Consider the following 21,478-nt stretch of genomic DNA (forward strand, 5'->3'; position numbering starts at 1 on the left):
TGGTGTTCATATACAAATTCGAATTGCATCCCATGAAGACCTCGAGTTTATCGAGGGGGCGTATGAGCATGCCCGGGCTTTCATGCAGGCGAATGGGAATGCGACTCAGTGGCCCGACGGGTACCCCGGCCGGATTGACGCTGAGGAAGACATCGCACGCGGACACTGCTTCCTTGTGGCTGACGACGAGGGACCTCTTGCTGTCTTCACCCTCGCTCCAGGGCCAGACGAGACCTACGCCCAGATCGATGGCGCGTGGCATTCCGACGCCGACTACCACGTGATTCACCGCGTGGCCGCGGTGCGCGGGCACGGCGTTGCTCGGGCGATCTTCACGTTCGCGGCTGAGCGCGCGGACTACCTGCGCTGCGACACCCACGAGGACAACGCACCAATGCGGCGCGCGCTTAGGTCCTTCGGATTCCGCGAATGTGGATTGATCACGGTCGCCAACGGCACGCAGCGCGTCGCCTACGACTGGCTCAAGGAACCACTAGACGGCGGCGCCTCGGCTAGCCCCACGACACGCTAGGCTCTCACCCTTACGCACTTACCCAACAATCTCGCATGCAATTCCCTGCAGACGCAGATCGGCAATGCCTCATAAACCGCATGATTTCAACGTTTCGGTTTCAAAATCTGAAATACTGGTGGGGGAATTGCATGCGACTTTTCCGGCGCCACGCCCGTTAAGGAACATTGCATCCGATCAGAGCGGGTGCATCGTCACTGATGAGGCGCATCGTCACTGATGAGGCGCATCGTCACTGATGGGATGCACGCCCCGATCAGCAACAAGCTCTTTCGAGGACGCGCACCTCTTGCAGTTCGAATACCTTGCCTAGGCCCTGGGCCGCTCACCAAAGCGCGGTGGGCATCAGACCACAATCGCGCATACAACACCGCCATCACACCACAACCCCATACATGCGGGTGCGCGCCCGGCCAAACAGCCGGGCGCGCACCCTTCCCACCAACCGCCGCGAGGGCGGTAGCCTCACTTGATGAAGCCGAGCGCCTTAACGGCGTCGTACTCTTCCTGGAGGGCCTTGATGTTGTGGTCGATTCCAGCGCGGGTCGCGTCGGAGATCTCGAGGCCGTCGACGACCTGCCACTCGCCACCGTCGGAGGTGACGGGGAAGCCGAAGTTCAGGCCGGCGGGGACGCCGTAGTGCGTGCCGTCGGACATGACACCGGCGGTGACCCACTCGCCCTCGGGGGTGCCGTGGATCCAGGAGTACATGTGGTCGATCGCAGCGTTCGCAGCGGAGGCGGCCGAGGAAGCGCCGCGCGCCTCGATGATGGCCGCGCCACGCTTGGCGACGGTGGGACGGTAGTAGCTGGACAGCCACTCTTCGTCCACCAGCTCGGTCGCGGGCTTGCCGGCAACCTTCGCGAAGGAGACGTCCGGGTACTGGTCGGCCGAGTGGTTACCCCACACGACGACGTCCTTGATGTCGGCGTTCGCGGCACCGGTCTTGTGGGCGAGCTGCGCGATCGCACGGTTGTGATCGAGGCGCATCATCGCAGTGAAGCGCGAGGCCGGGACATCCGGCGCAGCGTTCTGGGCGATGGTGGCGTTGGTGTTCGCGGGGTTGCCCACGACGAGAACGCGCACGTCGTCGGCGGCGCCGTCGTTGATGGCCTTGCCCTGGGGGCCGAAGATGCCCGCGTTGGCCTCGAGCAGGTCGGCGCGCTCCATGCCCTTGCGGCGCGGCATGGCACCCACCAGGTACGCGACGTTGGTGCCCTGGAATGCACGGTTGACGTCGTCGAAAATCTCGACGCCGGCCAGGGTCGGGAACGCGCAGTCGTCGAGCTCCATCGCGGTGCCCTCGGCGGCCTTGACGGCCTGCGGGATCTCGAGCAGGTTCAGCTTGACGGGCACCTCCGGGCCGAACAGCTGGCCGGAAGCAATGCGGAACAGGAGGGCGTAGCCGATATTGCCGGCTGCGCCAGTGACGGTGACGATACGAGGTTCTGCCATAATGTGGCGCTCCTTTACAGTCCTGTGGGCTTGTGCCCTTGCAGTCGCGGGGTTCCCCGCGCTCTGTCTCCTAGGATACGTCGTCCGTCACACTCAGACCCGGGCACCCAGTCCCAACAGGGCACCACACCCGCGTGATCTACAACATACGAGGCTGGTGCGGGGTCTGTCTTTCGGCGTGACAGGGTTGTAGAGTGGGGGCATGTCGCGCACTATCCCTTCGCCCCCGCCCGGCGGCACCGGGTCAGAGAAGACCGCCCCCGCCTCGTCCCACGTCGACGAGGCCGTGGCCCACTCCCACAATCACGTGCACTCTCCGGGCACCGGGCACGGCGCGCACTCGCACGATCACTCCCATTCGTCGGCGTCTGCGGCGCGCCTGGGGTGGGCGCTCGTGGTGACGGGGACGGTTGTCGCAGCCGAGCTAATCGGCGCCTTCTGGTCGGGTTCCCTGTCCCTGGCGGCGGACGCGGGACACATGGTCGTGGACGCCTCCGGCCTCGTTATCGCGCTGGTCGCCACGCGCCTCATGCGCCGCCCGCGCGACGAGAAGCACACGTGGGGGTGGGCGCGCTCCGAGGTCTTGGCCGCCGCCCTGCAGGCCGGTATGCTCCTCGTCATCTGCGTCATGGTCGCGTGGGAAGGCGCGTGGCGTCTGGCATCCCCGCCCGAGGTCGAGGCCGGCCCCATGCTCCTCGTCGGCGTCATCGGCCTGGTCGCGAACGTTGTGTCGTTGGCGATCCTCGCGGGCGGGCGCGAGGCGAACCTCAACATGAAAGCTGCGTTCCTGGAGGTCGCGAACGACGCGCTCGGATCCCTCGCGGTCATTGTCGCGGCCGGCGCCGAGTGGGCCTTCGGCTGGGCGCGCGCCGACGCGATCGCCTCACTCCTGATCGCCGTCCTCATGGCACCGCGAGCGCTCACGCTCCTGCGCCGCTCCGTTGCGATCCTCATGGAGGAGACGCCGGCCAGCGTGGACGTGAGCGAGCTGCGCGCGCACATGCTGGGCGTCGACGGCGTGCTGGGCGTGCACGACCTGCACGTGGTGGCCGTCTCCTCCCACCTCGTCACCGTCACGGCGCACGTGACTGTCACGCACGAGGCCGACGGGCCTTCGCGCGACCACATCATCCACGAGCTGGGCGAATGCGCGTGCCACCACTTCCCCATCGCGCACTCCACGTTCCAGCTCGAATGCCCCGAACACGCGAGCCACGAGCACATGGAGCACTAAGCGACGCCTCGTCCCCACATACAGCGAGGCGGCGGGAGCGTCACGCTCCCACCGCCTCCCCCAGATACGACGTGGGGGCCGCGCCTCACGGCGCGGCCCCCACGTGCGGCTACAAGAGCCAGAGACTACTTCGTGCGATTCGCGCGGTAGTACTCAATGAGAGCGCGGGTGGACTGATCCTGCGCATCCAGGGCCTCGGACGAGCCCTCGATCGCGGGAAGAATCTGCTTAGCCAGCACCTTGCCCAGCTCGACGCCCCACTGATCAAAGGAATCGATACCCCACACGGCACCCTCGACGAAGGTGATGTGCTCGTACAGGGCGATCAGCTGGCCCAGGACCGAAGGAGTCAAGGCCGGAGCCATGATCGAGGTCGTGGGACGGTTGCCGGTGAATACGCGGGCAGAGACGATGGCCTCGGGCGTACCCTCGGCGCGTACCTCCTCGCTGGTCTTACCGAAGGCCAGGGCCTTGGTCTGGGCGAAGAAGTTCGACAGGAACAGCTCGTGCATGTCGGCGTCGCCATCGCCCAGCGCCCACGTCGGGTTCGCAAACGCGATGAAGTCGGCGGGAACCATGCGGGTGCCCTGGTGGATCAGCTGGTAGAAGGCGTGCTGGCCGTTGGTGCCGGGCTCACCCCAGAAGACCTCGCCGGTCTCGTAGGTGACGGGGCTGCCATCGCGGCGCACGGACTTGCCGTTGGACTCCATGGTCAGCTGCTGCAGGTACGCCGGGAAGCGGTGCAGGTACTGCGAGTAGGGCAGAACCGCGTGCGTGTCGGCGCCCAGGAAGTTCGAGTACCACACGTTGAGCAGACCCATCAGCAGGGGCACGTTCTTCTCGGGCTCGGCCTCAACGAAGTGACGGTCCATCACGTTAAAGCCGGAGAGGAAGTCCGCGAAGCCCTCCGGGCCAATCGCGACGGCCAGGGAGGTGCCCACCGCGGAGTCCACCGAGTAGCGGCCGCCCACCCAGCTCCAGAAGCCGAAGGCGTTGTCCGGGTCGATGCCGAACTCGGCGACCTTGTCCAGGGCGGTGGACACGGCGACGAAGTGCTTGGCGATCGCTTCCTTCTCGGAGGCCTCGTCGGTGACGATGCCGCGCTCACGCAGGGCGTCCAGCAGCCAGGCGCGCACGACCTTCGCGTTCGTGATGGTCTCCAGCGTCGTGAAGGTCTTGGAGGCGACGATCACGAGGGTCGTCTCGGGGTCCAGGTCCTTCGTGATCTCGCCCGCGTCGGTGGGGTCGATGTTGGAGATGAAGCGGCACTCCAGGCCCTCCTGCACGTAGGGCTTGAGGGCCTCGTACGCCATGACGGGGCCCAGGTCAGAGCCGCCGATGCCGACGTTGACGACCGTCTTGACGGGCTTGCCGGTGATACCCACCCACTCGCCGGAGCGGACGCGGCGGGCGAAGGCGTAGACCTTCTCCAGGACCTCGTGCACGTCGGCAATCGCATCCTGGCCGTCCACGGTCAGGGAGTCGGTCGCGGGGCGGCGCAGCGCAGTATGCAGAACGGCGCGATCCTCGGTGACGTTGATATGCTCGCCGGCGAACATGCGATCGCGCAGGTCCACCACACCCGTCTGCTCGGCCAGGGCAAGGAGGTGACCCACCAACGTGGGGCACACGAGGTTCTTCGACAGGTCAACGTGCAGGTCTCCTGCCTGGAAGGTGAACTTCTTGGTGCGCTCGGGATCGTCCGCAAACATCGCGCGAAGATCGGGCTCAAAGGTGTCGGCCAGCTGGTCGAGCTTGTCCCACGCGGGGGTCATCGTCGGGTCGATCACGGGGATATCACTCATGGGTGCTCCTGACAGTAGAGGTAGGTACCCACCCAGTTTAGCTGCGAATGCGCGCTCGGTCACCCTCGTTTTCCCTGACGACGGACGAGGCCGTGGCCCGTGAGCGGTCACGGAACCACGGCCTCGTCAATCCCTGGGAAACCGGGACGAACTTCCTACTCGACGGGATCGTCGATGGGAATAGGGGACGCCTCGATGCCCGGGTTCTGCAGGGAAACGATGCGCTGGACGGGGAGGAGGTCGAGCCACCACTGGACGAAGGGACGGCGGTTCTCGATGTCCAGGTCGTCGAACATGTTCTTCACCGGGCGCGCCTCGATGGCGTTGCCGACCTGGCCGATGTAGTAGGCGCCGCGGTCGCCGCGCTCGAACTGGCCGACGAGCTGCTCGAAGGCGCGTGCCACGAGGCGCGTGGCGAGCAGGCGGTCGTACGGCGAGGGCGCGCCGCCCTGCTGCATGTGGCCGAGTGCCTGATGCCGCACGTCGTAGATGCCCTCGGACTCGGCGTTGAACACGTCGGCCAGGAAATCCCGGTCGTAATACTGCGACGCCGACTCGTTGACGAGCGTCAAGAAGAGGCGGCGGCCCGACTTGAAGGAGCCAACCATGCGCTCTGCGTCCGCGGCGATCTGCTGGAGGGAGGGGGACTCCTCGTTGATGTACATGTACTCGGCGCCGCTGGACAGGGCGCTCATGAACGTCAGGTAGCCGCATCGGCGCCCCATCGTCTCCGCGATGAAGCAACGCTTGGAGGCGGCCGCGCTCTCCTTGATGCGGTCGATCGCCCACGTCGCATTGTTGATCGCCGTGTCCGTGCCAATCGCGAGCTCGCAGCCGGGCAGGTTGTTATCGATGGAAGCGGGGATGAGCAGCATCGGGATGCGGAACGCCGGGTAGCGGTCCGTCTCCGCCTGGATCGCGTGCACACCCAGGTAGGCGTTCATGCCGCCGATGACGAGAAGCGCGTCGATCTCGTTACGCTCGATCGCGCGACCCAGCGCGTAGAACTGCTCGACCGGCGGCACGTCGCGCTTGGTCCCCAGCTCGGCGCCACCCTTGAAGGCCCAGCCTTCAACGTCCGACCAGCTCAGCTCGCGCACCCGATCATCGGCCAGGCCACTCCACGAGCCGTCGACGCCCAGCATCGTCCAGCCGCGCGCGATGCCCAGGCGCACGGCGACGCGGGCCGCCGTGTTCATGCCGGGGGCCAGGCCGCCCGCGTGCAGGATCGCGACGCGCTTGATGTCGCCCGTGGGCTCGGGAATCAGCTGCGGGGGCGTGGACAGCAGGTGATAGATGCTCACCATCGAGGAGAAGGACGAGCCGCGCGCCGCCTGAGCAGTCACGTAGTCGCCGGCCGCAATGTAGTCCTTGACCGCGCGCGTATCGTGGACGGCCTTCATGAGGGGGACGCGAGTGATGCGGTTGCGACGAACGCCCAGGATCACAGGTTCGTCCTCGCCCGTGGACGCCAGGATCTCCTGGACCGCCGCGTAGCCGAGCAGAGTCGACATCCAGCGGTCGTAGGCCGAGGGAGTGCCGCCGCGCTGCACGTGCCCAAGGATCGTCACGCGGGCATCCTCGCCCGTACGCTCCTGGATCGTGTCCGCGATCAGCTGGGTCAACAGCTCGTTGCCATCACGGTCGTGAGCGCCCTCCGCGACCAGGACAATCGACTCGCGGCGCCCAGCCTCGCGCCCCAGGCGCAGGTGCTCGGCCAGATCGTCCTGCCAGCCCTGCCCCACCGGATCTTCGGGGGTGAAGACGTAGTCGGCGCCGCCCGCGACGGCCGCCATGAGGGGCAGGTAGCCGCAGTGGCGTCCCATGACCTCGACGACGAATGTCCGCTGGTGCGAGGCAGCGGTGCTGGTCAGCTGGTCGATCGCGTCCAGGATGCGGTGCAGGGCGGTGTCCGCGCCGATCGTCATGTCGGTGCCGACCATGTCGTTGTCGATCGAACCGACCAGGCCGACGATGATGAGGGCAGGATGAGCGTCCGCGAACTCCTGCGTGATGGCGCCCTCAGCAACCAATTCGGCCAGGTGCTGGGACCATTCGCCGCGGAACTCATTCGTGCCCGACAGGGAGCCATCGCCGCCGATCACGACCAGGTGATCGATGCCGTGCTCCAGCAGGTTCGCGGCAGCGCGATGACGGCCCTCGTAGGTGCGGAATTCGGCGGAACGAGCGGTGCCGATGACGGTGCCACCCTCGGCGAGAATCGAAGACACGTCCGACCAGCCCATCTTCTTGATGGAATCGCCCCCGTCGCACGCCCCCTGCCAGCCTTCCAGGATCGCATAGGGCTGCGCGCCCTTCGCCAACGCCGTGCGCACCACTGCGCGGACGGTCGCGTTCATGCCCTGGGCGTCGCCGCCCGAGGTCAGGACACCGATACGGACTGTGCTCATGATTCTGCCATCTTTCATTGACGGAGCGGGCCGCGAGGCCCAGTGTGCCTAGCGTGTCCTATTCTACGTGACCTGCGCCTCCACCACTAGGGCCAAACTCCCATTTACCGAGAAAACGACAAGTGCGCGCCCACCGGAATCGGCGGGCGCGCACAGGGCGGATCAACGGGAACTACGCGGTGGCGTCCGCGCCGTTGCGGGCGGCGGAGTCGGCGAGCTCCTCGGGGCTGACGACGCCCTCGACCGACACGCGGTCCAGGTAGGCCATGCCGTCAAACGCCAGCTCGCGGGCGTTCTCCGGGTCACCCTCGTTGCCGATGGAACCGTGCGCCATGCGATCAATAATGAGCGCGATCGCGCCGTCGCCCGTCACGTTCGTCGCGGTGCCGAAGGAATCCAGCGCGATGTAGGTGGCGATCATGAGCGCGACCTGCGCGTCGTCGAAGCCCAGCATCGAGCTGAGCAGGCCGGTGGCCGCCATGATGGCGCCACCGGGCACGCCGGGGGCGGCGACCATCGTGATGCCGAGCATGAAGATGAAGCCGACCCACTGGAGGGTGGACACCGTCAGGCCCTGGGTCAGGACGATCGCGAACGCGAACGCGAAGATCTTCGAGGTTGAGCCCGCCAGGTGGATCGTCGCGCACAGCGGGATAGTGAAGGACGCAACCGCGTCGGACACGCCGTTCTTCTTCGTCTGACGCAGCGTCACCGGGATGGTCGCGGCCGAGGAAGACGTGCCGAGCGCCGTCAGGTAGGCGGGCATCATCGTGAGCAGCGACTTAATGGGGTTGCGGCGGGCGACGGCACCGGCGAAGCAGAACTGGGTCAGCAGGATGACGACCTCGAGGACCAGGACCACGACCACGACGCGTAGCAGGGTGCGGATAACGGAGGCGGCCTCGCCCGTGTACGTCAGGTTCAGGAAGATACCGAAGATGTGCAGGGGCAGCAGCGGGATGATGATCGTCTCGATGAGGCGCGTGATGATGGCGCGGAACTCGATGAAGCCCTTACGCAGGACGCCGCGCGGCACCATCGACAGGCCCAGGCCGACCACGAAGGAGAGCAGCAGCGCCGTCATGACCTGCAGAGGCGCCGGCATCTCGATCGTGAAGTAGGACTCGAGCGCGCTGCCAGGCTCGGACACCGAGCCCAGCTGCGTGGAGGCGAGCAGGCGCGGGAAGAGCGATGCGCACACCAGGAAGGTCAGGAAGCCCGAAAAGAGCGTCGAGCCGTAGGCGATGGCCGTCGTAATACCCAGCCACTTTCCGGCGCCGCGTCCCAGGTCGGCGATCGCGGGGGTCACCAGGCCGACGATGATGAGCGGAATAGAGAAGGAGAGGAACTGGCTGAAGATAGCCGAGAAGGTCGCGAAGATACGACCGATTTCCACGGGGACCAGGTGGTCGCCGCCGATGCGGATCGATCCAAGGATGATCGCGAGGATGATCGCAGCGATCACCCACACGAGGATTCCGGACTTACGCAGGAACGCGCGCATGTGTTTCACCTTGAGATTAGGGATGATGGGTCACCCATAGCATGCCCGACCTTTACGCATTCTTGAACTCGAAACCACGATACGGGATGTGGGTCACGTTGGACACCCGATCGCTCCCCCTCATTGACGAGGCCGGGGATTCCGCACGAATTCAACGTTCCTCGGGAGGTTCAGCGCACCGCCATCGTCGCAACATAGGGCCCTAGATACCAGATAATCGCGGCGAGAATCACGTAGACGATCGCATCCGCGACGCGCCCCCGCGACGCAAACCACGGGCGCCCGGGCGTCCACAGGCGCACGAGCCCCATGCCCAGAAGGACCGCCGCAATGAGGACGACCGCACGATGGCGGTGATCCGTCACTGCCAACGCGACGATGCCGAGGACTCCGACCGCGCTCAGGGCAGCACCAACCCACGCGCCCAGTCGCGCGCGCACGGTCCTCTCCTCACTCTTCACGCTCCATACCCTAGCGTATGATCGACCATAATCGGCCCGCGATGACGCTTGTTCCACTGTCCCCCGCCCCGGAGCCGTCCCGTGTGATCGTCACAAAAAGCCCGTACGCGGGTTTAGGATAGGACGAAAGGCTTTTCGGCCACAGCATATCGTCCTCGTCCCAAAGGAGTATTTCGAGTGTCTCGTTTCATCGTCGTCGCCCCCGGTTCGTCGGAGGCAGCAGCCCTCGCCACCGAAGAGCTGGCGCGTGTCCTCGGCGTCACCACCGTTGAGGCCCTGGCCGGCACGACCGCCACCGATGCCGCCCTGCGCCCCGCCACCGCGCTGCCCGCCGCCGTCGAGGCCGTGCGCGCCGCCGGCGACGACGCGCTCATCGTGCCCGCCCGTGAGGCCTCGAACCGTGCCTTCGACCACGTCGCTTGGAACCTGAGCCTGGCCGCCTCCACCCGCGCCGGCGTCGTCCTCGCCTTCGATGCGGAGGGCGCCAGCGCGGAGCTCCTCGTCGAGGAAATCGCCGCCGCCCGCCTGCGCGCCGAGGCCTCGGCTGCCACCGTCGTCGCCGTGGCCTTCACCGGCGGAGCCCCCGAGGTCGCCTCCGACCTGCCCGTCCTGACCCTGCCCCTCGGCGAGGACGCCGCCGCCACGCTGCGCGCTACCGCCGCCCCCACGGCGGTCACGCCGCTCGCCTTCCAGGCCGACCTCATCGAACGCGCCCGCGGCGACCGCAAGCGCATCGTCCTGCCCGAGCCCGACGACGACCGCGTCCTGCAGGCCGCCGCCCAGGTCCTCGCCGCCGGCATCGCCGACATCACCTTCGTGGGCGACGCCGACTACGTCGCCAAGCGCGCCGGCGAGCTCGGCCTCGACCTGAGCGCCGCCCAGGTCGTCTCCGTGAACGACCCCGCCTACCTCGAGCGCTACGCCGAAGAGTTCGCGCGCCTGCGCGCCAAGAAGGGCGTCACCCTCGAGCAGGCCCGTGAGAAGGTCACCGACGTGTCCTACTTCGGCACCATGATGGTTCACATGGGCGACGCCGACGGCATGGTCTCGGGCGCTGCCCACACGACCGCGCACACGATCGTTCCCTCCTTCCAGATCATCAAGACCGCCCCCGGCGTCTCCGTCGTCTCCTCCATCTTCCTCATGGCGATGAAGGACCGCGTGTGGGCATTCGGCGACTGCGCCGTCAACCCCAACCCCACACCCGAGCAGCTCGCCGACATCGCCGTGACATCTGCGCACACCGCCGCCCAGTTCGGCGTCACCCCGCGCGTCGCCATGCTGTCCTATTCCACCGGCACCTCCGGGGCCGGCCCGGACGTTGACGCCGTCGTCGAGGCGACCCGCCTCGCCCGCGAGAAGGCCCCCGAGCTGGCCATCGAAGGCCCCATCCAGTTCGACGCGGCCGTCGACGCGGCCGTCGCCTCCAAGAAGCTGCCCGGCTCCGACGTCGCCGGCAAGGCCACCGTCTTCGTCTTCCCCTCCCTGGAAGCCGGAAACATCGGCTACAAGGCCGTCCAGCGTTCCTCCGGCGCCGTGGCCGTCGGCCCGGTCCTACAGGGCCTCAACAAGCCCGTCAACGACCTGTCGCGCGGCGCCCTCGTCGAAGACATCGTCAACACCGTCGCCCTGACCGCCGTTCAAGCCCAGGGCTGAACGGGACCCAGGTCCCGGGGTCCGGTTACTATTGACGGTAACCGGGCCCCGGCCTCGTACTTTTCCTCCCCATCCCCCCAACACGAAAGGCGAACGCGTGTCCTCGTCCTCCGTTCTCGTCATTAACTCCGGTTCCTCCTCCATCAAGTACCAGCTCGTCGACCCCGAGACCGGCGACGCCATCGCCAAGGGCCTCGTCGAGCGCATCGGCGACCCAATGGGCCTCATCAAGCACGTGTACGGCGACGCCGTCACCGAGGAAGAGCTGCCGGTTCCCGACCACACCGTCGGCATGCGCGAAGTGCTGCGCCTCTTCGACACCGAGGGCCCGTCCCTGGCAGAAGCCGGCATCCTCGCCGTCGGCCACCGCGTCGTTCAGGGCGGCCGTTACTTCGACGGCCCAGCCCTCATCACCGACGAGGTCCGTAACCTCATCGAAGAGCTGTGCCCGCTGGCTCCCCTGCACAACCCCGCCCACCTCAAGGGCATCGACGTGGCGCGCGAGCTCATGCCCGACGTCCCCCACGTCGCCGTCTTCGACACCGCGTTCTTCCAGCAGCTGCCCGCCCGCTCGGCCCTGTACGCCCTGGAGACTGAGACCGCCGAGAAGTACTCGGTTCGTCGCTACGGCGCCCACGGCACCTCCCACCAGTTCGTCTCCCAGGAGATCGCGAAGCTGGAAGGCCGCGACGACCTCAAGCAGATCGTCATGCACCTGGGAAACGGCGCGTCCGTGTCCGCCGTCAAGAACGGCAAGCCGATCGACACGTCCATGGGCCTGACCCCCCTCGAGGGCCTCATGATGGGCACCCGCACCGGCGACATCGATCCCGCCGTCGTGTTCCACCTGCAGCGCGTGGCCGGCATGAGCGTCGACGAGGTCGACACCCTTTTCAACAAGAAGTCCGGCATGAAGGGCATGACGGGCGAGTCCGACATGCGCTCCGTGTGGGACATGATCCACAACGATGACGACCCCGAGGCCCAGCAGCGCGCCCGTACCGCCATGGACGTCTACATCAACCGCCTGCTGAAGTACGTGGGTTCCTACACCGCGGAGCTGGGTGGCCTGGACGTCATCACCTTCACCGCCGGCATCGGCGAAAACGACGCAGCAGTGCGCCGCGAGCTGGCCGAGGCCCTCGCTCCCTTCGGCGTCAAGATCGACGTGGAGGCGAACCAGGTTCGCTCCGGCGAGCCGCGCGTCGTCTCCACGCCCGACTCGGCCGTGACAATCTACGTCTTCCCGACCAACGAGGAGCTGGCGATCGCCCGCCAGGCGCTGACCTTCGCCTGATTCTGTCGTACCAACGAGGCCGGGGTTCCCACGTGGGGCCCCGGCCTCGGGCGTATCCGTCGCGCGTATTGACTTCACCCCCACACACCGACTACGATCAAGAGTGGTAACGGCGAGCAAGTCCTCGCAGAGTGCCAATCCGCGGGCCCACGAGCGCACACGTTGCGCCGTGGGTCTTTGCGTCTCTCAGTGAGGAGGAACATGCTCATCGCTTATATCGACGAAGTTGGCGAAGCTGGCGCTTTCATTTCAAAGGATCACAAGAGGTTTAAAATATCCCCTGCATTCGGCTATGCCGGCTTTGTTGTTCCTGAACAGCATGTCCATGCTTTATCTCGAGATGTCGCGATAACCAAGCAGAAGTTCTACTCACTTCTCTGCAGCGACGGCGAGGAAAATCCCAGAAACTACGCTCCTACATGGGAGCGTAAAGGGTCTGACCTCCTGAGCAAACACGCAATGGGGAGAGCAGGACGACAGGAAGTAATTGAGCTGCGCTCGCTTCTCACACGAATATCGAGTAATTACGGTGGAAAGCTCTTCTACTTCGTCCGCGAAAAACCGATCGGTTCCCCCGGACAGGTATGGGGAAAGGATATTGACAACAACTGGGAAAATAAACGCGAGGAGAGAACCCTTGAATGTTTGAGCGAGGCGATCAACCGACTCTGCACTTATGCTGAACACGAAGAACAGAACATCCTTCTTTTTCAGGACATGATCAACGAAAATGAGCGCTATCAGCAGGTTCGACGCAGTTACGCTCATGTCTACAGCCGCATCAGAGAACATCAGGAGATGCGTCGTATCCTAGAAGCGCCTGCATACATCGACTCAGAGCTTTCCACGAATATCCAGTGCGCAGACTGGATCGCAGCTCTCATCGGCCGGGCGTGCGACTACCAGCTGATTCCCGGCAGCTCGTACAAGTGGGTGGCTGAGACATTTTACCGCTATCTTCATGGTCATTTCACGTACGAGTCAACACTCCAGTTTAATATGCGCAGCATCGACAACATTCACAATATCAAGATTCTTGATAGAGCCAGACCAGCTCTCGACTCCATCGCTGGCATGTCTCCCGAGAATCTCCGGCTTCTTCAGAAGGTACATGCTCGCACGAGTGCCCCTACTCCTCGTAAACCGTCGTAACTGACACTGTCTGACACTTTCACTGGCCGATAGGCAGTAACACTGGACCACGCCTACAACGAGGCGCTGACCTTCGCCTGATTCTGTCGTACCAACGAGGCCGGGGTTCCCGCGTGGGGCCCCGGCCTTTCGGTGTTAGAGGCAGACAGCGTTGGGGGCGTAGCGTTGCGTCACTGTGCTGGCTGGGGAGAATTGGTCGTGAAGGCGGTTATGGCCCAGGTGCGGGGCGTCAGGCTCAGGTGCGGGGCATTGCTCCGCGCCCCTGCTTGTCAGATGCTGCTTGTGGATAGGAACGGCGCATCTGGATAGGAAACGACATATCCGGATAGGTTAATAACCTATCCGGATGCCCATAACCTATCCGGATGCACGCAACCTATCCGGGTGTCGGGAGTACCCCTCATGCCGGGAGAGGCTCCCAGCAACATGACTCGTCCTGTGAGCCAGGGGCGCGCGGGCGCCGGGCGTATCCTGGGATGGTAGCGCGAGCGAGGAGGCCCTCATGAACGACGACGTATCGACACTGGCGGAGTGGATCACATCTTCCCCGTCCACCGTGTTTTTCGGCGGTGCGGGCGTGTCCACTGAGTCGGGAATCCCCGATTTTCGCGGGGCGAACGGCTTCTACTTCCAGGAGCGCGAAATTCCTCTGGAGACGGTGCTGAGCATCGATTTCTTTGAGCGGCATCCGCAGGCCTACTGGGAGTGGTTTCACGAGATCTACCGTCCCGTCGACCCCAATGGGGCGCACAGGGCCCTGGCCGCCCTGGAGGCAGCCGGTCGGCTGGACGCGGTCGTTACACAGAACATCGACGGCCTGCATCAGCGGGCTGGGTCGCGGACCGTGTGGGAGCTGCACGGCAACTGGGAGCGCCTCGTATGCACGCGCTGTGGGACCGTCGCGGCGCTCGGGGATGCCACCTGGGTCGACGGGGATCCCGTGCCCGCGTGCCCGTCGTGCGGAGGGCAGATGCGCCCGGACATCGTCATGTACGGCGAGTCCCTGGACGAGGGTGTCATCGAGGCCGCCGTGTCTGCCATCGCGCGGGCGTCCACGCTGATCGTGGCCGGCACGTCCCTCGTGGTCTACCCGGCGGCGGGCCTCATCAACTACTTCTCGGGGGACCACCTGGTGCTCATGAACGCCACCCCGACCTCGGCCGACGCGCACGCCGACCTGATCGTCCGCGCCCCGGTCGCCCGCACATTCGACCAGGTTATGGCCGAGTTGCGCGAGGAGGGCGTCGTGTCTGCGTAGGGCTTGCGGCGCACGGGATTCACTCACATGCCACGGCCCCAACGCACAGGCGCCTCTCCCCTGCACACATGCGGATAGGTTGTGCGCATATGGATAGGTTATCCGCATGCGGATAGGTTATTTTCCTATCCGGATGTTCGTAACCTATCCGGATGTTCGTAACCTATCCAGATAATGCCGCATGCGAACCCGCAGGATCATCCCTCCCCCAGGCCGGCGGGGTCGACGAGGGACAGGGCGCGCGGGGCGCGCGAAATCCGCACGCTTTGGCCCCACGTGAGGGTGAGCCGGTCGGATTCCATGCCGTCGCCGAACAGGACGAGGGATTCGGAGCCGACGACGAGGCTCAGCTCCTCGCCCTCGTCCAGGATGCCCTCGGTGTAGTCCACGCCTGTGAAGGGCGAGGGCCACGCCTCGCGCACGAACCACGCGAGGGAGCGCGAGGTCGGGGCGGGCAGGTCCCCCATGTGGCGTCCGCGCTTGAGGGAGGCTCCCCACCCGGTCGCCCCGGTCCCGGTCGAGACGACGACGCCCGAGGAGGACTGACGCTCGACGCGAGATCCGAAGGTGAGTTCGTATCGGGCGCTCTGGTGGCTCGGGTGCCCAATGAAGACCTCGTTGAGGGCGGTGAGCGTGCGCGAGTCATCGGCTGCCGCGCGCACCATCGTCAGCTGGTCCACGCGCAGGTCGCCGCCCTCGTCGATGCGGCGCAACGCGCCAACCCCCTGGTCGGGCGTGCAGCGCACGAGCACCCCCGCGTTGGACTGGGGAACCGAGTTGACGCCGACCACGGCCTGCTCGCCCGCGTACTTGGCGACGTTGGCGACCAGGCCATCGGGTCCCACAACGACGATGACGTCCTCGGGGGCGAAGAGGAAACGCGACAGGGAGTCGCGCTCCACGTCGGCGCTCGCCCACCCCTCCGGGATGCCCGCGCGCACGCGCGCCAGCGCCGCCACGTGGGACTCGTGGGCGGTCTCGACGGAGGCGAGGGTTCGCCCGCGGCTCCTCAGGACGAATTCGACCTGGCCGCGCGTGGAGTAGCGGTCCATGAGCTCGTCGAGCTCGGTGGGGCGCCGGACGATGACGGCTCGGCGGCGCACGGCTACTTCCCCGCCTTCGAGGCGCCCGTGAAGGCGGCCACGAGATCGCTGAGCACGTCGGCGGTGATGGTGATGTTACCGAAGGAAGGCATGTTCTTGGCCATTTCCTTCAGGGCGAGGGCACGGGCCACCTCGGGTCCGGCGTCGGCCAGGGCCTGAATGTATGCCGTGTCGTTGCCGATGCGGGCGCGTCCCGCCGTGTTCCAGTCGGCCTCGTAGGCCTTGGCTTTTTCGACGATGCGACGCGACTCCGCCTCAACCGCGATCGCGTCGGCGGCCGCCTTTTCCTCGGCCTCGCGCCGGGCGTTGTGCCCCTCCTGGTCGACCAGGTCGGCGCGTTTGCGGGCCAGATCGAGCTTGGACTGCATCTCGTTTTCGGAGATCTGGGACTCGCGTTCGACGGCGAGGGCGCGGCGTTCGTAGAGCGCGCGGTCGGCCTCGGCCTGGAGTTGCTCGAGGAGCGGGGCGCGCAGGGAGGATTCCACGCCCTCGTCGGGGCGTAGGCTCAGCAGGCGCGCGTCGACGACGGCTACGCCGGTGGCGCGCAGCTGGTCGTCGTCCGCGAAGGCTCCGACGAGCAGGGCACCGACCCTTTCGAGAGACCCGCTGATAGCGTCGGTGAGCGTCATCCCTCCGATCGCCGAGGCCAGGGCGGAGTGGGCGATGCGGGTGACGGTTTCGTCGATCTGCCAGAGCCCCTGCGCGTCGGCCCCCGCCTGACGCGGGTACAGGCCGAAGTCGTAGTGTTCGGCGGCGGCTTCGGCGTCCTCGATGTGGTAGGTGATGGCGACCTGCGCGTTGATGTTCTGCTGGTCAGCGGTCGTGGCCTGCACGAGGAAGCTGTGGGCGCGGTTGGCGGTGGGTACTTCCGCGAGCGCGCAGCGCCCGGCTCGCAGCCAGAAGGACTGGCCGACGCCGGATCGAAGCGTGCGTCCGGCGCGGATCTGGACGACGTGGTCTCCGGCGCCACCCTGGTAGCGGATGAAGAAGGGGTGGTGGTGAAGAGTTCCCATGATGGCTCCTTGGTCGTGTGGTCACCCACTCGTTTGTGTCACTATGACGATAACTCCCTCGACAATTAATGTCAACTCGACGCGAATAAGTTATGCTGACACCATGATTGAACCCCTGACCATCCCCGTCGCGGTCGACATCGTCGCCCTGACCGTCATCGACCACACGCTTCACGCGCTCGTCGTGCGCCGAGGAATCGAACCCTTCACAGACCACCTGGCCCTGCCCGGCGGCTTCCTGCGCGAGGGCGAACAAACAGACGAGGCGGCCGCGCGCGAGCTTGAGGAAGAAACGGGCATCATTCCGCCGGGACATCTCGAACAACTGCGTTCCTACGGACCGGAAGGCCGCGACCCCCGAGGCCCCGTTCTCTCTGTCGCCTACCTCCTCCTCGCCCCATCTTTTTCACCCACCCGCGCGGGAGGCGACGCCGCCGGAGCCCTCTGGCACCCCGTCGACGCACTCCTCACATCCCCCTCACCCCTCGCCTTCGACCACGCACACATCCTCGCGGACGGCGTCGAGCGCGCCCGCTCCAAGATCGAATACTCCCCCCTGGCCACCTCCTTCTGCGGCCCCGAATTCACGATCACACAGCTGCGCACCACCTACGAGGCCATCTGGGGATCAGCCCTCGACCCGCGCAACTTCCACCGAAAGGCCACCAAAACGGCCTCGTTTATCGAGCCGACGGGCGGCACCGTGCGAGAGAGCGCCGGGCGTCCGGCAGCCCTCTACCGCCTCGTCCCGGGCGTCGACGAAACCGCCTTCGTCCTCGACCCACCCCTGCGCCGACCCGCCTCCCCAGCCCCGGCCTCGTCGACGAAGAGCGCGAGCGCGCCGAGTACGCAAGAATAAGCCCAGTACCGAAGGAGAACCATGAACTTCCATTCCCTCTACGACCAGGGTTTTGCGCGCGTCGCCGCCGTCACCCTGCCCGTGCACCCCGCTCGCCCGTTCGAGAACGCGCGCGAGATCATCGACGCCGCCCGCGAGCTCGATACGCGCGGCGTCGCGATAGGCGTTTTCCCCGAACTGTGCGTGTCCGGCTATGCCATCGACGACCTCTTCCTGCAGGACGTGCTGCTCGATAACGTCGAGAAGGCTCTCGCCGACATCGTCGAGGCCAGCGCCGACCTGCTGCCGCTCCTCATCGTCGGTGCGCCCCTGCGCAAGGACAACGCCCTGTACAACTGCGCCGTCGCCATCCACCGCGGCCGCGTGCTGGCAATCGTCCCGAAGTCGCACCTGCCCAACTACCGCGAGTTCTACGAGAAGCGCCACTTCGTCACCATGCCCCCGCGCGCCTGCGAGCGCATCGAAGTGCCGTGGGGAGGCGTCGAAGAATTCAGCGGCGGCCCCGCGTGGGTCCCCTTCGGCCAGGTCCTCCTCTCCGCCGACGACGTTCCCGGCCTGACCATCGGCATCGAGATCTGCGAAGACATGTGGGTGCCCGCCACCCCGGCCACCGAGCTGGCGCTCGCGGGCGCGACCGTCCTGGCGAACCTGTCCGCCTCCCCCATCACCGTCGGGCGCGGCGCGGACCGCGAGCTCATGGTCCGCTCGGTGTCCGCGCGCTGCTCGGCCGCCTACATCTACACGGCGGCCGGCATGGGCGAATCCAGCACGGATCTCGCATGGGACGGCGAGACCATGATTTACGAGGCCGGGGACCTCCTCGCGATCGGCGAGCGCTTCCAGGAGGGCACGCACATCACGATCGCCGACGTGGACCTGGAGCGCCTGCGCACCGAGCGCAAGCGCCAGAACTCGTTCACGGACAACGCGCAGCGCTACTTCGCGGGGGATGAGCGCTTGTCCCCGCAGGAGGTCGAGTTCACCCTCGATCCGCCGCGCACCGACCTGGGCTTGGAGCGAGCGGTGAACCGCTTCCCCTTCGTCCCCAACGACCCCACGCGCCTGGAGCAGGACTGCTACGAGGCCTACAACATTCAGGTGGCTGGCCTGGTCCAGCGCCTGCGCGCGATCGGCAACCCGAAGGTCGTCATCGGCGTCTCGGGCGGCCTGGATTCGACGCACGCGCTGGTTGTGGCCTCCCGCGCGATGGACCTGCTCGGCCGTCCACGCACGGACATCCTGTGCTACACGTTGCCCGGCTTCGCGACCTCCGAGCGCACGAAGACGAACGCGACGCTGCTGTGCCGCTACCTGGGCACGTCGTTCCAGGAGATCGACATCCGTCCGGCAGCCACGCAGATGCTGGCCGACATCGGCCACCCCTACGGAGAGGGCGAGGCCACCTACGACGTGACCTTCGAAAACGTCCAGGCGGGCCTGCGCACCGACTACCTGTTCCGCTTGGCCAACCATCTGGGCGGCATCGTGCTGGGCACGGGCGACCTGTCCGAGCTGGCACTGGGCTGGTGCACCTACGGCGTGGGCGACCAGATGAGCCACTACGCTGTCAACACGGGCGTGCCCAAGACCCTCATGCAGCACCTGATCCGCTGGGTGGTGGCCTCCAAGCAGTTCGACGACCACGTCGGCGAGGTCCTCCTGTCGATCCTCCACACGGAGATCTCCCCGGAGCTGGTTCCCGCCAAGCCGGGCGAGAAGATGCAGTCCACGCAGGACAAGATCGGCCCCTACAACCTGCAGGACTTCACGCTCTACCACGTGCTGCGTCGTGGCGCGCGCCCCTCGAAGATCGCGTTCCTGGCGGAGAAGGCCTGGTCGGACGCCTCGGTCGGTTCCTGGCCGGTCGGCTTCCCCGAGGAGGACAAGGTCGCGTATTCGCTGGAAGAGATCGTCAAGTGGGAGCGCCTGTTCCTGTGGCGTTTCTTCAGCCAGCAGTTCAAGCGCAGCGCCCTGCCCAACGGCCCGAAGGTCATGGCCGGCGGCTCCCTGTCCCCGCGCGGGGACTGGCGCATGCCCGCCGACGTGTCGGGCGCGGATTGGGTCGCCGAACTCGACGAGGCCGTGAAGGGCCTGGTCGACTGACCCGACGTTTCGCTCGACAATCCGAGCCGTTCTCCGGGGGGCGGTGCTCACGTGAGCACCGCCCCCCATTCATCCCCTGCGATCAGCGCATCGTCATTCCCTGCAATCAGTTCATCCCCAGCGATCAGCAGCGCACACCACGCGCCTCTCTTCAGCGCCGGTTCCAGCCCACACCAGACGCTCCACGCCCACAATTTCGCATGCAATTCCCCAAACACATCACAACCATACAGAGCACAAACGTTAGAATTCCGCCGTTTTTCAACGAGCTAACAAATATTAGGGAAACCAAATTGCATGCGAGATTTCTACAAAGCGTGAGCTTTACAACAAGCGACAAAGTCGGCGGGAGGAAGGTGCGGCCGACGAGGGAGAGACGCAGCCAGCGGGAGGGAGACACGGCCGACGAGGGAGGTACGGCCGACGAACGCGTGAACGGAGAACCCCGACGGGGCGCGAAACTATGCGCACACTCACACGCTTGCGCGCTCAAATTTCTGTAAGGTTGGTTTTGACAGTTAGGTAAGCCTAGCTTTTCCTATTTCAGTCTCACCGCAAGCACCTATGACGGAGAAATGATGTCTCGCACGACCACCTCCCTGGCCGCCATCGCCGCCATCGCCGCCCTCGGCCTCGCCGCATGCTCCTCCGGCGCCACCACCTCCCAGTCCTCCGCCGCCTCGAGCGAGACCACGCAGGCCACCCAGGCCTCGTCCGTGTCCATCGACGCGAACGACGGAACGGTCGAGATCAAGCTGCCCGTGACCCGCGCCGCCTCCCTCGACAATCGCACCTTCGAGGTCCTCGCGCAGTGGGACGTGCCGCTCGTCGCCGCCCCCAAGAAGCTGATCCCCTCCACCATCACCGCGTACAACGGTGAGGACATCGCCGACGTGGGCATGCACCGCGACCCCAACCTGGAGGCCCTGGTCGCCGCCGAACCCGACCTCATCATCTCCGGTCAGCGCTTCTCCAAGTACGACGCGCAGATCAAGGAACTGGCGCCCGACGTCCCGCTCATCAACCTGGAGCCGCGCGAGGGCCAGCCCTTCGACCAGGAGCTCATCCGCGAGGTCACCGACCTGGGTGAGATCTTCGGCAAGCAGGCCGAGGCCAAGCAGCTCGTCGACGACTTCAACGCCTCGATCGAGCGCGCGAAGAACGCCTACGACGGATCCTCCACCGTCATGGCGGTGGACGTCTCCGGCGGCAACATCGGCTACGTGGCGCCCGGCAAGGGCCGCACGTGGGGACCGGTCTTCGACCTGCTCGGCCTCAAGCCCGCCCTCGAGGTAGAGGGGGCGACCGACTCGCACACCGGTGACGACATCTCCGTCGAGGCGATCGCGCAGGCCAACCCGGCGTGGATCTTCGTCCTCGACCGCGACGCCGCCATCACCAAGGACGGCTCCAACACTCCGGCCGAAACGGTCATCAACGACAACGCCGCCCTGCAAAACGTCGCCGCCCTGCAAAACAAGCACGTCGTGTACGCCCCCAACGACACGTACACCAACGAATCCATCATCACCTACACGGAGATCTTCAACTCCATCGCAGACGCCTTCGAGGCCGCGAAGAAGTAATCCCCTGACACCCCAGCGGGTGCCGCCCCTCGGGGCGGCACCCGCACCC

The 21,478-nt window shown here is 66.0% G+C and carries 16 protein-coding genes; 9 read left to right on the plus strand and 7 right to left on the minus strand.

Annotated elements, in window-relative coordinates; genetic code table 11:
• The first annotated feature begins 175 nt into the window (after positions 1 to 175).
• Entirely contained in the window at positions 176 to 532 is a 357-nt protein-coding gene (locus QU663_RS08120) for a GNAT family N-acetyltransferase (RefSeq protein WP_370465111.1), read from the plus strand.
• Between the two features lie 465 nt (positions 533 to 997).
• Here the strand turns inward: QU663_RS08120 and QU663_RS08125 are convergent, their stop codons facing one another.
• Positions 998 to 1,987, minus strand: coding sequence for a malate dehydrogenase (locus tag QU663_RS08125; RefSeq protein ID WP_021612156.1), 990 nt, complete (start codon positions 1,985 to 1,987; stop codon positions 998 to 1,000).
• A 202-nt stretch (positions 1,988 to 2,189) separates the two neighbouring features.
• Here QU663_RS08125 and QU663_RS08130 point away from each other — a divergent pair, with 202 nt between their 5' ends.
• Complete coding sequence (locus tag QU663_RS08130; RefSeq protein ID WP_021612157.1) at positions 2,190 to 3,221, plus strand: cation diffusion facilitator family transporter; 1,032 nt, start codon at positions 2,190 to 2,192, stop codon at positions 3,219 to 3,221.
• Positions 3,222 to 3,346: 125 nt separating this feature from the next.
• Here QU663_RS08130 and pgi read toward each other — a convergent pair whose 3' ends face one another.
• The 4 genes from pgi to QU663_RS08150 all read right to left on the minus strand — a co-directional run bounded on the left by pgi (position 3,347) and on the right by QU663_RS08150 (position 9,381).
• A complete protein-coding gene (gene pgi / locus QU663_RS08135) occupies positions 3,347 to 5,026 on the minus strand; it encodes a glucose-6-phosphate isomerase (protein ID WP_021612158.1) in 1,680 nt (559 codons plus the stop codon).
• Between the two features lie 155 nt (positions 5,027 to 5,181).
• Positions 5,182 to 7,437, minus strand: coding sequence for a 6-phosphofructokinase (locus QU663_RS08140; RefSeq protein WP_084437430.1), 2,256 nt, complete (start codon positions 7,435 to 7,437; stop codon positions 5,182 to 5,184).
• A gap of 172 nt (positions 7,438 to 7,609) precedes the next feature.
• Positions 7,610 to 8,941 (minus strand): dicarboxylate/amino acid:cation symporter, encoded by a 1,332-nt coding sequence (locus QU663_RS08145; protein WP_021612160.1) that lies wholly within the window; start codon positions 8,939 to 8,941, stop codon positions 7,610 to 7,612.
• Between the two features lie 170 nt (positions 8,942 to 9,111).
• On the minus strand, positions 9,112 to 9,381 hold the full coding sequence (locus QU663_RS08150; protein WP_034481591.1) for a hypothetical protein: 270 nt from the start codon (positions 9,379 to 9,381) through the stop codon (positions 9,112 to 9,114).
• Positions 9,382 to 9,579: 198 nt separating this feature from the next.
• On the opposite strand from QU663_RS08150, the gene pta reads away from it, so the two are divergent.
• From pta to QU663_RS08170, 4 genes are all read left to right on the plus strand, one after another.
• Complete coding sequence (pta, locus tag QU663_RS08155) at positions 9,580 to 11,058, plus strand: phosphate acetyltransferase (RefSeq protein WP_304990546.1); 1,479 nt, start codon at positions 9,580 to 9,582, stop codon at positions 11,056 to 11,058.
• Between the two features lie 97 nt (positions 11,059 to 11,155).
• Positions 11,156 to 12,355, plus strand: a complete 1,200-nt coding sequence (locus QU663_RS08160; protein WP_021612741.1) for an acetate/propionate family kinase — start codon at positions 11,156 to 11,158, stop codon at positions 12,353 to 12,355.
• A 201-nt stretch (positions 12,356 to 12,556) separates the two neighbouring features.
• The gene (locus QU663_RS08165; protein ID WP_034482317.1) at positions 12,557 to 13,507 is read left to right on the plus strand and encodes a DUF3800 domain-containing protein; all 951 of its coding nucleotides are present in this window, start codon (positions 12,557 to 12,559) and stop codon (positions 13,505 to 13,507) included.
• Positions 13,508 to 14,009: 502 nt separating this feature from the next.
• Positions 14,010 to 14,765, plus strand: coding sequence for an NAD-dependent protein deacylase (locus tag QU663_RS08170; protein ID WP_021612738.1), 756 nt, complete (start codon positions 14,010 to 14,012; stop codon positions 14,763 to 14,765).
• Between the two features lie 197 nt (positions 14,766 to 14,962).
• Here QU663_RS08170 and QU663_RS08175 read toward each other — a convergent pair whose 3' ends face one another.
• Together QU663_RS08175 and QU663_RS08180 are read right to left on the minus strand one after the other, a co-directional pair.
• Positions 14,963 to 15,868 (minus strand): NAD(+)/NADH kinase, encoded by a 906-nt coding sequence (locus tag QU663_RS08175; RefSeq protein ID WP_021612737.1) that lies wholly within the window; start codon positions 15,866 to 15,868, stop codon positions 14,963 to 14,965.
• 2 nt (positions 15,869 to 15,870) lie between these two features.
• Positions 15,871 to 16,881, minus strand: a complete 1,011-nt coding sequence (locus tag QU663_RS08180) for an SPFH domain-containing protein (protein WP_021612736.1) — start codon at positions 16,879 to 16,881, stop codon at positions 15,871 to 15,873.
• 103 nt (positions 16,882 to 16,984) lie between these two features.
• On the opposite strand from QU663_RS08180, the gene QU663_RS08185 reads away from it, so the two are divergent.
• The 3 genes from QU663_RS08185 (at position 16,985) to QU663_RS08195 (ending at position 21,429) form a co-directional block, all read left to right on the plus strand.
• The gene (locus QU663_RS08185; RefSeq protein WP_021612735.1) at positions 16,985 to 17,740 is read left to right on the plus strand and encodes an NUDIX domain-containing protein; all 756 of its coding nucleotides are present in this window, start codon (positions 16,985 to 16,987) and stop codon (positions 17,738 to 17,740) included.
• A 21-nt stretch (positions 17,741 to 17,761) separates the two neighbouring features.
• Complete coding sequence (locus QU663_RS08190) at positions 17,762 to 19,843, plus strand: NAD(+) synthase (RefSeq protein WP_021612734.1); 2,082 nt, start codon at positions 17,762 to 17,764, stop codon at positions 19,841 to 19,843.
• 578 nt (positions 19,844 to 20,421) lie between these two features.
• The gene (locus tag QU663_RS08195; protein WP_084437448.1) at positions 20,422 to 21,429 is read left to right on the plus strand and encodes a siderophore ABC transporter substrate-binding protein; all 1,008 of its coding nucleotides are present in this window, start codon (positions 20,422 to 20,424) and stop codon (positions 21,427 to 21,429) included.
• Positions 21,430 to 21,478 lie beyond the last annotated feature (49 nt).

Source organism: Schaalia sp. HMT-172, from assembly GCF_030644365.1.
Classification (GTDB): Bacteria; Actinomycetota; Actinomycetes; order Actinomycetales; family Actinomycetaceae; genus Pauljensenia.

Excerpts from the sequence above, each read along its gene's own strand:
- QU663_RS08130 (WP_021612157.1), top strand. The coding sequence starts at position 2,190 with ATGTCGCGCACTATCCCTTCGCCCCCGCCCGGCGGCACCGGGTCAGAG.
- QU663_RS08145 (WP_021612160.1), bottom strand. The coding sequence starts at position 8,941 with ATGCGCGCGTTCCTGCGTAAGTCCGGAATCCTCGTGTGGGTGATCGCT.
- QU663_RS08125 (WP_021612156.1), bottom strand. The coding sequence starts at position 1,987 with ATGGCAGAACCTCGTATCGTCACCGTCACTGGCGCAGCCGGCAATATC.
- QU663_RS08140 (WP_084437430.1), bottom strand. The coding sequence starts at position 7,437 with ATGAGCACAGTCCGTATCGGTGTCCTGACCTCGGGCGGCGACGCCCAG.
- QU663_RS08185 (WP_021612735.1), top strand. The coding sequence starts at position 16,985 with ATGATTGAACCCCTGACCATCCCCGTCGCGGTCGACATCGTCGCCCTG.
- QU663_RS08165 (WP_034482317.1), top strand. The coding sequence starts at position 12,557 with ATGCTCATCGCTTATATCGACGAAGTTGGCGAAGCTGGCGCTTTCATT.
- pgi (WP_021612158.1), bottom strand. The coding sequence starts at position 5,026 with ATGAGTGATATCCCCGTGATCGACCCGACGATGACCCCCGCGTGGGAC.
- QU663_RS08180 (WP_021612736.1), bottom strand. The coding sequence starts at position 16,881 with ATGGGAACTCTTCACCACCACCCCTTCTTCATCCGCTACCAGGGTGGC.
- QU663_RS08195 (WP_084437448.1), top strand. The coding sequence starts at position 20,422 with ATGTCTCGCACGACCACCTCCCTGGCCGCCATCGCCGCCATCGCCGCC.
- QU663_RS08190 (WP_021612734.1), top strand. The coding sequence starts at position 17,762 with ATGAACTTCCATTCCCTCTACGACCAGGGTTTTGCGCGCGTCGCCGCC.
- QU663_RS08170 (WP_021612738.1), top strand. The coding sequence starts at position 14,010 with ATGAACGACGACGTATCGACACTGGCGGAGTGGATCACATCTTCCCCG.